General features: G+C 38.7%; 11 protein-coding genes. 7 read left to right on the top strand and 4 right to left on the bottom strand.

Annotated features, from left to right (window positions below):
- Window positions 1-49 precede the first annotated feature (49 nt).
- Window positions 50-1888 carry a multicopper oxidase family protein gene (locus LCP48_RS07970; RefSeq protein WP_225341022.1) on the top strand — a complete coding sequence of 613 codons (1839 nt, stop codon included), beginning with the start codon at window positions 50-52 and terminating at the stop codon, window positions 1886-1888.
- 61 nt (window positions 1889-1949) lie between these two features.
- Here LCP48_RS07970 and LCP48_RS07965 read toward each other — a convergent pair whose 3' ends face one another.
- Window positions 1950-3200, bottom strand: coding sequence for an MFS transporter (locus LCP48_RS07965; protein ID WP_004232820.1), 1251 nt, complete (start codon window positions 3198-3200; stop codon window positions 1950-1952).
- A gap of 366 nt (window positions 3201-3566) precedes the next feature.
- Complete coding sequence (locus LCP48_RS07960) at window positions 3567-4175, bottom strand: ankyrin repeat domain-containing protein (protein WP_216485716.1); 609 nt, start codon at window positions 4173-4175, stop codon at window positions 3567-3569.
- 214 nt (window positions 4176-4389) lie between these two features.
- Between LCP48_RS07960 and LCP48_RS07955 the strand changes: the two genes are divergently transcribed.
- The 4 genes from LCP48_RS07955 (at window position 4390) to LCP48_RS07940 (ending at window position 9759) form a co-directional block, all read left to right on the top strand.
- Window positions 4390-6108: a PucR family transcriptional regulator gene (locus tag LCP48_RS07955; protein ID WP_004232816.1), complete on the top strand. Its 1719-nt coding sequence runs from the start codon at window positions 4390-4392 to the stop codon at window positions 6106-6108.
- Window positions 6109-6239: 131 nt separating this feature from the next.
- The gene (locus LCP48_RS07950) at window positions 6240-7997 is read left to right on the top strand and encodes an ABC transporter ATP-binding protein (protein ID WP_004232813.1); all 1758 of its coding nucleotides are present in this window, start codon (window positions 6240-6242) and stop codon (window positions 7995-7997) included.
- Window positions 7998-8011: 14 nt separating this feature from the next.
- Entirely contained in the window at window positions 8012-8689 is a 678-nt protein-coding gene (locus LCP48_RS07945) for a response regulator transcription factor (protein ID WP_004232806.1), read from the top strand.
- Window positions 8686-9759, top strand: a complete 1074-nt coding sequence (locus tag LCP48_RS07940) for a sensor histidine kinase (RefSeq protein ID WP_192807174.1) — start codon at window positions 8686-8688, stop codon at window positions 9757-9759. Before LCP48_RS07945 ends, LCP48_RS07940 begins: the two co-directional genes overlap by 4 nt.
- A gap of 24 nt (window positions 9760-9783) precedes the next feature.
- Here LCP48_RS07940 and LCP48_RS07935 read toward each other — a convergent pair whose 3' ends face one another.
- Window positions 9784-10371 (bottom strand): NAD(P)H-dependent oxidoreductase, encoded by a 588-nt coding sequence (locus tag LCP48_RS07935; protein WP_004232802.1) that lies wholly within the window; start codon window positions 10369-10371, stop codon window positions 9784-9786.
- A gap of 121 nt (window positions 10372-10492) precedes the next feature.
- Between LCP48_RS07935 and LCP48_RS07930 the strand changes: the two genes are divergently transcribed.
- Window positions 10493-10930 carry a MarR family winged helix-turn-helix transcriptional regulator gene (locus LCP48_RS07930; protein ID WP_004232800.1) on the top strand — a complete coding sequence of 146 codons (438 nt, stop codon included), beginning with the start codon at window positions 10493-10495 and terminating at the stop codon, window positions 10928-10930.
- Window positions 10931-11344: 414 nt separating this feature from the next.
- On the top strand, window positions 11345-12151 hold the full coding sequence (locus LCP48_RS07925; RefSeq protein WP_004232798.1) for a YqcI/YcgG family protein: 807 nt from the start codon (window positions 11345-11347) through the stop codon (window positions 12149-12151).
- Here LCP48_RS07925 and LCP48_RS07920 read toward each other — a convergent pair.
- Window positions 12098-13411 (bottom strand): amino acid permease, encoded by a 1314-nt coding sequence (locus LCP48_RS07920; RefSeq protein ID WP_225340843.1) that lies wholly within the window; start codon window positions 13409-13411, stop codon window positions 12098-12100. The two genes, LCP48_RS07925 and LCP48_RS07920, sit on opposite strands and share 54 nt — an antisense overlap.
- Window positions 13412-13425 lie beyond the last annotated feature (14 nt).

The following is a 13425-nucleotide window of genomic DNA, read 5'->3' as shown; positions in this document are numbered from 1 at the left end:
TGAGTTTATTAGCTATTTTAGTATCGAAAAGGGACGTGATGTTGTGAGTATGCAAATTAACCCTTCTGATCCAGCAACGATTCCAAAATTTGTAGATGAACTTCCAAAACCAATGATCGCCAAACCAAAATATAGCAGAGGGCAACAGAAGAATGATTATTACGAATTGGTCATGATGGAAGGCCAGCATCGTTTTCATAAGCATTTTCCAAACTCATTAATTTGGGGCTATAATGGGCTTTACCCAGGGCCAACCATAGAAGCTTCAAAAGATAAAACGATCTATGTGAAATACAAAAATCAGCTGCCCTTACAGCACTTTTTGCCAGTAGATTTTACGCTTCATGCTGCAAACGATTCACAAGAAGTAAGAACAGTTACTCACCTACATGGTGCCAATGTGGATTGGCAGAGTGATGGTCATCCTGAAGCATGGTACACAAAAGACTATCGGCATACTGGTCCAAAATTTAATAAGGAAATACATGAATATACGAATCATCAGCCTGGCACTACCATGTGGTATCATGACCATGCCATGGCTTTAACACGTTTAAATGTTTATGCAGGATTAGCAGGCTTTTATTTACTAAGGGATGCCCTTGAGGAACGCTCTAATTTACCATGTGGAGACTATGAATATCCGATTTTGATACAAGATAAATCGTTTAATGAGGATGGCTCATTGTTTTATCCTGACGAACCACCATTTCCTGTGCCTGTTCACCCCTCTATCACACCAGGCTTTGTTGGCAATACGATCGTGGTTAACGGAAAACTATGGCCTTTTTTAGATGTTGAACCACGTAAATATAGATTTCGTTTACTAAATGGCTCTAATCGACGAGGCTATGTCATCAGTCTTTCCAATGATCAACCAATGTTTCAAATTGGTACAGATGGCGGTTTCTTATCAGCACCACAACTTATCCAATCTGTCGAGTTGCTGCCAGCTGAACGCACGGATGTCATTATCGATTTTTCAAGCTGTGCTGGACAGGAGATTACCTTACTTAATACTGATACCGATTTCAGTGATGAACATACAAACGTGATTATGCAGTTTCGAGTAATTTTACCTTTGAAATGTGAAGATACAAGTGAAATCCCAGAAAGACTTGCCGTTTCTATGGATCTACATCCACACCATGCACATATTGAAAGACAACTGCCATTGACGGCGACTACCGATGAATTTGGGCGACCAATGTTACTATTAAATGATCGTATGTACCATGATCCAGCAACGGAAAAACCTTCTTTAGATAGTGTTGAAATCTGGAACTTTATTAATGCTACACCCTTTATCCACCCTATTCACCTACATCTCATTCAATTTAAAATTTTGGAACGAAGGCCGTTTGATTTAGATATCTATCAAAATGAAGGCATCGTACAATTTACAGGGCCGCCTGAAGAACCAAGAGACTATGAGCGAGGTTGGAAGGACACGGTGAAGGCTGACGCTGGAAAGGTTACAAAAATTATTATGCATTGGAAAGATCATGTTGGGAATTATATGTGGCATTGTCATTTCCTTGAGCATGAGGATCATGATATGATGCGACCCATTCTCGTTATGAAAGACGTCCATGCTGTTCAGCAGCCTCATGCAGCAGTAGAACATCCAGTAACACATCAAGAATCAACAGCTCCTACAAGTACTACAAGTACTACCCATCATAGCGAATCTTCAGCACCACTATTAAATGAGGTAGAACACTCAGTACTCGAGGAAGAAAAGGAAGCCTTACCTAATGAAGAGGAATCCATTACTATTCATATAGGAGATAATACACGACATATGCCAACGCTACTGTTGCCAACCCTTGCTACCAATACTCCTACCAACAGGCAAAGACCTCGTCGTAGAACCAGAAGATTTTAGCTAGATATCGCTTTACAAAGAAAACTACCAATGAAAAGGTGGTTTTCTTTGTTCTAGCAATTTACTTGGCCTCCAATCGCCATATTCTTTTCGTTACGAAAGCTAATAATAATACACACACAGAGATCATAAGGACTGGTATATAGATGTTGGCTTGAAAGTACTCAAATAGCAACCCATACCCCATCTGTCCAAGTGGTGCCATACACTGTGATACTGCCATCATAATCGCCATGACCTTCCCCAACTGTTCATTTGGTGTTTCTTTTTGGACAAGGGTCATTACGTAAATGGAAATGATCGTCATCATCATGGCAATGATAAGAGTACAGCCAATAAATAAGCTATACGAGGGATAATAGCCAATTTGAAGGGCGCGAGGGAGCACAGCCATAGCCATGGGAATCACCAGAAAGGCTGACACCAAGACCCAAATATAGAGGGTGTGAATACGCAGCTTTTTTGCAAAGTACCCCATCGTTAACGCGCCTAAAATTGTCGCAAAATCAATAATCCCCATTCCTATTCCATACAATGTATCACTACTGTTCATCGTGACACGGAGAATAATAGGTACACCAACGATAAAAAGTGGGGTCAATAGTAAATTCAATAAAGCAGCAAGTAGCGTACATTTTAAAATAAATGTTTGCTTCATCACATAAGTAAAACCCTCTTTCATGTCTTTGATTAAAGTCGGTACCAAATGACCATCATAGCTACGTTTCACAAATGGGATTGTCATAAACATTTCTACAATAGCCGTAAAGAAAAATAATAAACCACTTACAATGACGAGAAGTTTGAGGCCAATCATTCCATATAAAATCCCCCCTAGCACAGGTGCTGTCACCCCCGCTAATGCCTGGACCCCATTGACGATCCCATTAGCCTGCTCAAGCTTTTGCTCACTAACCAATAGCGGAATACTAGCCATTACAGCTGGCGTGTACATCGCACTAATGAATGAAAGAAGCACCATAACCAACCCAATCCATAGCACAGACTGATTGTCTGTTAGTAATACAATAAAAAAAATCAATACAATGCCACTACTGACAAAATCAAATAGGACCATTAAATTTCGCCGATTAAAACGATCTGCTATTGCGCCACCAAATGGTGTAAGTAAAACAGGTAGGCTTGAAATAGCAAAAAGCACAGCAAAAAGATCTGCCCGTCCTGTTATATCTAAAACAAAAAGTGAAAGAGCAAACCTTAAAAGTGCAGAGCCTAAAATAGAAATAATTTGCCCCACTACCATAATGATAAAATCTTTCGAAAAGCCTTTTTCTTTGACTAGCATTTCCATATGAAAAACACCCCTTATTATCTTTAGACCGACAGTCGGTCATTTAATATGTTAAAAAATTGTAGGCACAAGTTGAGGTTTTACAGCTTCTTGAACTTGCCCTACAAATTAGACTGACTGTCGGTTTATAAATAGTATATGTGAACTCTCCAAAAAAAGGAACATATTTTTATATCTTCCTTTTTGTTCATCCTATTTTCTTTTAAAGTAATGTTTAATTTGCTCAATCATAGCCGTTGTTGTCAGACTAACATAGCAATCTACACTGAAAATAATGGTTAGGCTTCAGCTTGGAGCATCATTTGAAAATCATCACCTGATTTGGCATGTATCATATGTACACTCTCTTTATGTGTAGGAGTACTACTATTTCGCGCCTGCTTCTAGTAGAATTTTTTCAATTTCAGTAAATCCTTTTTCTTTAGCCATTGTTAATGGTGTCACACCATATTGATCCACTAATTGTGTATCTGCTCCATGTTCTACTAATAGACGAACTATTTCTTGTTGCTTTTCTCTCCCATCATTGAGGAGAATGGCTTCAATCAATGGTGTCCAGCCACAAATATTTGTATGGTTGACATTGATGTCTGTAGTTGTTACAAGTTCACGAACTACCTCAACAAAGCCCTTCTCACTTGCTGGATGAATCCCTACACCGCCAAAGCGTGTTAAACGCTCTAAATCTGTGTTTGCTTGTAGCATTATTTTCACAAGCTCTAACTTTCCATTTAAACATCCATACAAAAATGGGTTCAAACAAATTTGATCTTGAAGGTCAAAATCTGCCCCTTCCTGAATCAAAAATTTTACTGTTTCTAATTGATCACTCATTGCAGCAAGTAAAATTGCTGTACGTTTGCGCTTATTTTGAGAATTAATATCCACACCTTGTTGTAAATAACCTTTCAGAGCATTAATATCACCTGCTTCAGCTGCAGTTAAAAATTCTGAGACCACATTTATATCTACCAATTTCATTCCTCCATTTCTCTGACCTATTGTTCATTTCGACTAAAAAGTAATAAACCGCGAGAATGTTACTACTTTCACATTTCCGTCTTACAAGCTTTATTTTATTCTTTTATCCCGTAGATATCATTGTTTAGCAAAACCAAAAAGAATGTAGATCATTTAGGCAATATGTACAATTTTTTGTGATAAGATGATGGCGAAGGAGTGAAATCATTTGCTAACAATTAAAGATATATTAGAGATAAAAGCACTGGAAGGAATTAAAATTGTTGCTGGAGAGCAAGGGATTCACAATGAAATTGCACTTGTGAATATTATCGAAAATCCCGATGCATTTGATTGGCTGACGCCGAATGAATTACTGTTAACGACTGGTTACATCTTCCAAGATGATGAAGTATTACAAAATAAAATTATCCAAGAAATCTCTAAAATCAATTGTGCAGGCCTTGTTATCAAAATGAGGCGCTATTTACAAAAGACGCCTCAAAACATGATCGATATTGCCAATCAGCATGGATTGCCGTTATTAGAGTTACCTTATAATTACACCCTTTCCAAGGTCATCTCGATTATCAATGAAAAGGCATCTGGCCGTTATGATCTATTAAATAGAAAATCTCTGGACATGCACAATACGCTATTTAAGGTGGCACTTGAAGGAGGAGGCATCGAATCTATTTCCTCTAAATTAGCTGAAACAATTAATAACCCGATTATTTTTTTAGATAATGACTGGAATTTACTGCATTATACAGATCTTGATACGAATCCTGTGCCACTTGCCTATGGGATCAACCTAAAGAAGAATCGTCCAACATTTTCAAAGGATTTTATTGATACCATTCCAAATGATCTCAATGAAATGCAAAAATCCATTACACGAATCTATCAATTAGAAGATCTAGCAGTAACCTGTAGAATTCTCCCTGTCGCAGTGGCCAACTATATTTATGGCTATATTGTCATTTGGCAAACTGTACGGGATCTGAATGAGTTTGATTTCATCGTTTTAGAGCAAGCCTCCACGATTGTGGCACTAGAAAGGATAAAACAGAAGGAAATTGAGGGTGTACGTTTAAAGATTAAACAAGAGTTTTTTGATGATTTATTGACTGGAAAAATCACTTCGCTTGAAACGCTACAAACACTATGTGATCTCCACGGCTTAAAGATCAACCATAAATATTATTGCATCGTCATCTCGATTAGCCATGAAAATTTTCAAAACCACCATGATGTAATCTCTAGAAAATACGAAACCGATAATATTGCAAAAAAATGTATGAATTTAATTTATGAGCACTCTAGCACAATTAATGCGGAATTTGCATGCCTTTATCGCAATAACCAAATCATTATATTAGTTGGACAGCAAGACGACAAACAAGATTTCACGATCAATGAAACTAAGCAATACGCAGAAAACATTTTCCAATTATTAGTACAACAACATACGCAAACCTCCTTCTTAATTGGAATTGGCAAAGAATATAAACATATACGTTTTGTCCATAAAAGCTTTGCAGAGGCACATGAAGCTCTTCGTCTTATGCACCGCTTCGAAGAGCGTGGAGCAGTGGCTCATTATGCAGATCACTCCATTTATCATTTTTTAGATTCAAATATTAATGAAGTGCAGCTAAAGGACTTTTTCTTAGAAAGCTTGGGTTCTGTCTTTGAGCACGATCTATTACATGGGACAAGCTATCTACTAACATTAGAAAATTACTTTATCAATCATATGAATATAAGTGAAACAGCCAAGGAAATGTTTATCCATCGCAACACGTTAATTTATCGGATTGAAAAGATTAAAGAAATCTTAAAAACCGATTTAAAAAGCTATGAGGAGCTGTTACAAATCCAGCTAGCCTTAAGAATCTATCGCTTGCTTGGTAAGTCTTTATACCACGATGAATTTGCAAACTAGTATCAAAAGGTGGTGATCGCATCACCTTTCTTGATGACCATTCATTTCATATTCAGTTCATAAACGCATGCTATAGTAAAGCCATAGAAACAAAATACATTGTTTTCAGACAATGAAGGAGGCTTATTTCTTTGCAAGAAACATCAAATGATATGTCTAAACAAAAAGATTGGCGCCGTTTTATACAATTAGTAAAACGTGCCGAACCACCGATTTGGCTACTTGTCATCGCTTTAGTGATGAGTTTAGCAACGACAGGTGTAGGGTTTATTGTTCCATTATTTACAAAACAATTAGTGGATGGCTTTTCGTTAGAATCGCTTAATTATTGGCAAATCATTATACTGGGTATTGCCTTTATCGCACAGGCTATTGCCAATGGATTATCCATCTATTATTTAAATCGAGTTGGACATCATGTTGTGGCGAAATTACGCGACCAGCTATGGCGAAAGCTTTTGCATTTACCAATCCCCTATTATGATGAACATGATACAGGCGAAACATTGAGCCGTGTTACGAATGACACAGGGGTGGTTAAAGAGCTGATAACAGAGCATTTAGCAAACTGTTTATCTGGCGTTATCTCCATAATAGGTTCTATCATCATTCTTCTATTTTTAGATTGGAAAATGACATTAGTCATGCTGATTGCCGTACCATTGGCAATGGTGATCTTAATGCTGCTAGGGCGACGCATGTTTGTGATTTCAAAAGGGATGCAAGATGAAACAGCGAAATTTACGTCTGTATTAAATCAAGTATTACCTGAAACGCGCCTAGTCAAGGCTTCAAATGCTGAGCAAATTGAATATGAGCGTGGAAAAAAGGGCATTACGAATCTCTTTACATTCGGCTTAAAAGAAGCAAAAATCCACGCACTGATTTCCCCGCTGATTTCATTCGTTCTGATGTCCGTGCTTGTAGCTATTATTGGCTATGGTGGTGTTCGTGTTTCCTCTGGAGAGCTGACGGCTGGCGATATGGTGGCATTTATTTTATATTTAATCCAAATCATTATGCCAATGACGCAATTAACGATGTTCTTTACCCAGCTCCAAAAAGCCATGGGTGCTACAGAACGAATTAGTGCATTGCTTGAATACGAGGAAGAACATATTGAAGAAGGCTTAACTGTAGAAAAAGTAGATCAACCCATTTATGTTAAAAATGTTGATTTTTCTTATGGTGAGGAGCCCATTTTATCCGATATTAATTTCACAATTGAGCCAGGCAAAGTAACAGCCATCGTGGGTCCAAGTGGTGGCGGTAAAACAACTACATTTTCTCTGCTCGAACGATATTATCAGCCAACAAACGGTAGTATCATGCTAGGAGATACACCTATCGAAACATTCTCACTCCACTCTTGGCGCAGTCAAATCGGCTATGTAGCGCAGGAAAGTGCCCTGCTATCAGGAACGATTCGAGAAAATATTTGCTATGGTATTGACCGTGAAGTGCAAGATGATGAGCTAGAAAAAGTGGCTAAAATGGCCTATGCGGATCAATTTATTAACGAACTTCCAGACAAGTTTGACACTGAAGTTGGAGAACGAGGCATCAAGCTTTCAGGAGGACAACGTCAGCGTATCTCTATCGCAAGAGCGCTATTACGTAATCCGCAAATATTAATGCTGGATGAAGCAACATCAAGCTTAGATAGTAAATCAGAAATTTATGTACAAAAAGCATTAGACAACTTAATGCAAGGACGCACAACACTAGTCATTGCGCACCGTTTATCGACAGTGGTAGATGCCGATCAAATATTGTTTATTGAGAAAGGGCATATTACAGGCTGTGGTACACACGAAACACTCTTTGAAACACATGCTATGTATCGTGAGTTTGCCATGCAGCAATTACGCATTAAAGACGTTGAATAAAGGGGTTTGTTGAGATGACAAAACTATTAGTCGTGGATGATGATGCACATATTCGAGAATTGGTAAAAGTGTTTCTGCAAAATGAGGGCTTAGAAGTGATAGAGGCTATCGATGGTGTCGATGCATTGTCTAAATTAGACACTGAGAAAATCGATATGGTCGTGATGGATATTATGATGCCCAACATGGATGGCTGGGCATTGTGCGAGGAAATACGTTCATTCAATACAGATCTACCAATCCTTATGCTAACAGCTAAAGGAGAAACCTCTCAAAAAATCAAGGGCTTTCATTTAGGGACAGATGATTACCTTGTAAAGCCATTCGAGCCTGCCGAGCTAATCGTACGTGTTAAGTCTATTTTAAAAAGATATCGTATCTCCCTTTCTCAAGTTGTAGAGGCTGGTCATGTCAAATTAAATCGCCATACACATGAAGTGGAAATGAACGGCGAGATGATTCTACTTCGTCTGAAGGAGTTCGAGCTATTATTTACACTTGCAAGCTATGTTGGCAAAACCTTTTCCCGTGAACAATTAATCGAAGAAATCTGGGGATACGACTATGAGGGAGATGAACGAACAGTTGATGTCCATATCAAAAGAATACGAGAACGCTTTCCACAGGAGGCGAGCGGCATTGCCATTCGCACCATTCGTGGTCTAGGTTACCGCCTGGAACTAGGCACATGAGAAAACGAAGATTCTTGTTAAGATTAGTGATGGTCTTTTGCCTGTTTCTTGTAGCAAACACCGTTTTCGCTTTTATTTCCTATCATGTAACTACGTGGCTATATGGTCGGTTAGGGGTAGAGCCTCAGGGATTTTGGCTACAACTAGCAACAGTGATTGGTGTATTTGCACTCTTTGCCTGTTCAGCAGCCATTATCTTTTTCATCGGACTAAATCGACAACGCAACTATTGGGACACGATTGTAGATGCATTAAGCCGTATGGCAAAGGGTGATTTTGATGTTCAGCTGGATTTAAGAGCAGATGAGGAGGATCAATTTGGTCAATTGATTCATGGTATTAATCATATGGCCGTTGAGTTAGGTGAGCTGGAAAGAATGCGTCAGGAGTTCATTTCCAACGTCTCCCATGAGATTCAATCCCCTTTAACGTCTATTAATGGCTTTGCAAAAGCGCTGAAAAATATTAATCTACCTGAAGAAAAACGTCAGCATTATTTAGCAATAATCGAATTAGAAAGTAATCGTTTATCAAAAATTAGCGACAATTTGCTCAAGCTAACTTCCTTAGAATCGCAGCATCATCCATTTGAACCTATAACTTATCGACTCGATAAACAATTACGTAATGTAGTGTTGGCACTGGAACCGAATTGGTTAGCCAAACAGATTGACTTTGATCTCGATCTTGATAACCTGAGCATCACTGCAGATGAGGATTTGATGAATCAAGTCTGGATGAATTTGCTGACAAACAGTATTAAGTTTACACCTACCAATGGAACCATCACATTATCTATGAAAAAGCAATTCCACACGATAATGGTGAAGGTTCAAGACACTGGTATTGGCTTAACAGAAGAACAACAAAAGCATATTTTCGAAAGATTTTATAAGGCCGATCACTCGCGAACTGCTGGAAATGGCGGTAGCGGATTAGGGCTAGCCATCGTCAAAAAAATAATTGAGATGCATCATGGAACCATTGCTGTAGAAAGCAAAAAAGCAGAATATACAAGATTTTTGATTACTGTCCCCATCAACAGTACGCCAACTCGTGCAAACGACTAACACCGTCTGCATGAGTTATTTTTTCTAGTAAGCTACTTTGCTAAAGTATCGATATACTTTATTTAGTTTTTGCTGTTGCTTCCCCTTTTTACTTTCCATATTACCAAACTCAAAAAACTTCACTTTTTTCATTCCAACAAACTTAAACAACGCCCTTTTCATTAAAATTTTATGTGCATTGTTCAACCATAAAAATGGATAATTGGTTGGCCCCTTCATCGTGGACACACAGACTACAGACTTCCCTTTTAAAAGACCCTCTGGAAATAACCCCTTTGTATCTCGATAAGCAAAATTTGCTGCAAATAATTGGTCGATATACCCTAACAGCATGGCTGGCGGTCTCCCCCACCAGATTGGATAAACAAATACAATTTGATCAGCCCAAGAGAGCTGTTGGCGATATTTTTCCATTTTCGGATCCCGATACATATCACGACGTCGTTTATGTTCATGGAAAATTAAGCGTGGATCAAACTCTTCTTCATATAAATCGAGTATCTGAATCTCCTCAATGGCAGGATTTTCTCGACACCCCTTTATCACTTCTTGTAAAAAAGCATAATTTAAACTTTTATGGTTGGGATATGTATAAACAATTAACGTTTTCATTGTGTGCCTCCTCATTACTTATCATTTGATAACAAAATAATAGTTCATTTCATTTTAGTTGTCAAATGATAATTGTTTTAAGACAAGTTATTTGTTATCTTGACAGTAAGAGGTGATCCCATTGAATAAAAGTGCTTTATTTCATCAGTTTGTAGCATTTACAGCCACAATCCATCAAGTGACACATGATCTCACACAAAATGTTACCGCTGCGAATATCACACCGCTACACTATAAAATTCTTGAATATATTAAAGTAAGCCAACCTGTCACACCAACCGAAATCAGTGAATGTCAGCATATGTCCTTACCCAACACTAGCCGTGAACTTCGGAAATTGCAGGAACGGCAGCTAATCGAAAAATTTAGCGACACAGCCGATCGTAGAAAACAGTATGTCCGTTTGTCCAAAGAAGGTGAAAAAATGATGGAGGAGGCGTTTGCCTGTATAGAAGAACGCTTTTTACAGCTTATTCACCACGCAACACAGGATGATCTAAAGGACATCCAGCATGCTCTAACCATTTTAGAGGAAAAGGTTTTTCATCAAAACGACTAAGACTATACTTCTTTGATCACTATTGGCGTAGCAGGGGACGAGATCTTTTTTTGACTGAATTGCTCTTTCTTTGGTTTGAAGTGATCATTTTTTATTCAAAACTGCTCTTTCTCTGGCTAGAGTGCTCACTTTTGAACCGCTACCGCTCTTAAAGTGCTCGCTTCTTATTCAAAGCCGCTCTTTTCTTGGCTTGTAGCTCTCTCTTTTAAATTGCTCATCTCCTTGCTCGAAGTGACCACTTCTAAACCAAAAACTGCTCATTCTTCTTCATGGAATTATTTTTCTTTTCACGCAAAAAGGTTAGCCATAATTTGACTTGAATCATTAAAAATCTTTAGTGTCACGCACCACAGATTGGTAACCACTTTGTCTTTTCTTTAATAGTATAAAGGTGAGTAGAAGGAGGAGTCTCAAGTGGAAGTAGTAGTATTTGATCGGGAGTGGATTGAAGAACAGTTTGAAACACTTCCATTATGGCAACAGTCTGCCTATACAGATTTTGCTGCCACGATTGCGGATGAAGCGAATACGTTTCCGTGTATACCAGCAAGAATGGGCTTTTTATCAAACCATTTGCGCTATAGTTTTATCGGGGATCCACGGGAAGAGCAATCGGTTAAAATGTTAGCACAATGCTTAAAGGACTATACGAAAGCGTCACGAACTTTCGGGAAGTATACAACTCTTACTGTGTTCTTTCATACCCCTCACGATATGCAAGATAGCTTTGAGGTGGCAGATTATCAGCAGTTATTTTGGTCCATATTAAATAATTTAACCAATTTGGATGAGATGAATTGGCCTGAGGGAATACCAATGGAGCCTACTCACCATGAATGGGAGTTTTGCTTTCATGGTGAACCCTATTTTATCTCTTGTGCAACACCAGCCCATAAATTGCGGAAGAGTCGTCATTTTTCCACTTTATTAATGGCCATTCAACCACGTTGGATCTTCGATGATATAAACGACACAACAGCCTTTGGGCGAAAAATCAAAAAGCTCATTCGTCAGCGGATTGCAGACTACGACACAGTCCCAGGACATCCAGATTTAAAATGGTATGGGCAAGAAGATAGTTATGAATGGAAACAATACTTCTTAAGTGATGATAACCATAGTCCATCCAAATGTCCTTTTTTAAGGATGTCTCAGGCAAATGGTTCATTACGTAATGTTTTTTTGCCTTTTCACAACAAGCCAGGTCGCCACACTGATTAAGACTATAAAGAGCAGGCTCACGTAAAAACCGAGTCTGCTTGTTTTTTCACCTAAAGTTCCAGATACCGTCACAGCAATGAGCAACATCCCCATACCATTCTTTACATGCCCCCACTTTGTTAACTCCATGAGCTTCCAGTAGGTCACTAAAATAAAAAGCCAATTATAGATCAACATTAAACCCGCCGCTGTAATCAAATATTCAAAGATTTTTTCTGGCATCAAAAAACCAATTACAATTGTGATTACTAGTCCACTCGTTAAAAATAAAAGGGCTGGAAAAGGAACTTTCATTTTTCCTTTCTTTGCAAGTACTGCCGGTGCATCATGATCCTCTGCAAGTGTAGTGAGAATGGTGATCACCGCATAAAGCGAGGCCACCATTGTTGAAAAACCAGCAATGATTAGCACACCATTAAATATATCTGCCACATAAGGGATATGGTATCCTTGAAGCGCTGTAATCAAAGGACTTTCATCGATCGAAAAGTCTTTCCACGAAACGAGTGCTAATGCAAGGGCGATGGCCATGATGAAAATAACGGTAATCACGATCAGCATAATTCTCCCCGCTTTTGGCGCCTCTTTTGGATTTTTCAAATCGATGACCATTAAACCCATCACTTCAATTCCTCCGTAGGCATAAAAGGCATAAAGTAATCCGAGCCAAATACCTTTTAGTCCTTGTGAAAAAAATGCTTCATAATTAGCCTGAAGTGAAGCCATTGTAGTAGATGGTGTACCTCTCATGATGATGACAACTGCTACAATAATGAACATAACGATGGCAGCTGCCTTTAAGGCACCGAAGATATTTTGGAAATTTTCAAAGCCCTTCATGCCTGTGAGAATAACTACTAAACCAATAGCAGCATAAATCGAGGCAGCAACCCACAGGGGCAGCGCCGGAAACCAAAATTTCGTAAAAATGCCGAGCGCCATCAGCTGGCTTCCCATGATTAATAGCTCAGAAATTAAGTACACCCAGCCATTGCTAAATCCTGCCCAGCGTCCAAAGGCTTGCTTGGCATAGGTACGAAATGAGCCTTTATCTGGGTTTTCCACAGACATTTTAACAAGTGCATCATACACGATATACGTACAAATGGCTGCTAATAAAAAAGGAATTAATACCGCAGGCCCACTTTTATGAATGGCCATACTTGTCCCAAGAAAAAAACCCGTTCCCAAAGTACAACCGATACCAAGAAGCGAAAGCTGCCACCAGGCCATACTTCCTTTAGTTGATTTTGAAGTCATTGTTCTCAACCCTT

Source organism: Lysinibacillus capsici, assembly GCF_020217405.1.
Lineage (GTDB): Bacteria > Bacillota > Bacilli > Bacillales_A > Planococcaceae > Lysinibacillus > Lysinibacillus capsici.
Note: the sequence above shows the minus strand (reverse complement) of the source record. Positions and strands in the feature narration are given on the sequence as shown.

Excerpts from the sequence above, each read along its gene's own strand:
- LCP48_RS07970 (WP_225341022.1), top strand. The coding sequence starts at position 50 with ATGCAAATTAACCCTTCTGATCCAGCAACGATTCCAAAATTTGTAGAT.
- LCP48_RS07965 (WP_004232820.1), bottom strand. The coding sequence starts at position 3,200 with ATGGAAATGCTAGTCAAAGAAAAAGGCTTTTCGAAAGATTTTATCATT.
- LCP48_RS07945 (WP_004232806.1), top strand. The coding sequence starts at position 8,012 with ATGACAAAACTATTAGTCGTGGATGATGATGCACATATTCGAGAATTG.
- LCP48_RS07940 (WP_192807174.1), top strand. The coding sequence starts at position 8,686 with ATGAGAAAACGAAGATTCTTGTTAAGATTAGTGATGGTCTTTTGCCTG.
- LCP48_RS07935 (WP_004232802.1), bottom strand. The coding sequence starts at position 10,371 with ATGAAAACGTTAATTGTTTATACATATCCCAACCATAAAAGTTTAAAT.
- LCP48_RS07920 (WP_225340843.1), bottom strand. The coding sequence starts at position 13,411 with ATGACTTCAAAATCAACTAAAGGAAGTATGGCCTGGTGGCAGCTTTCG.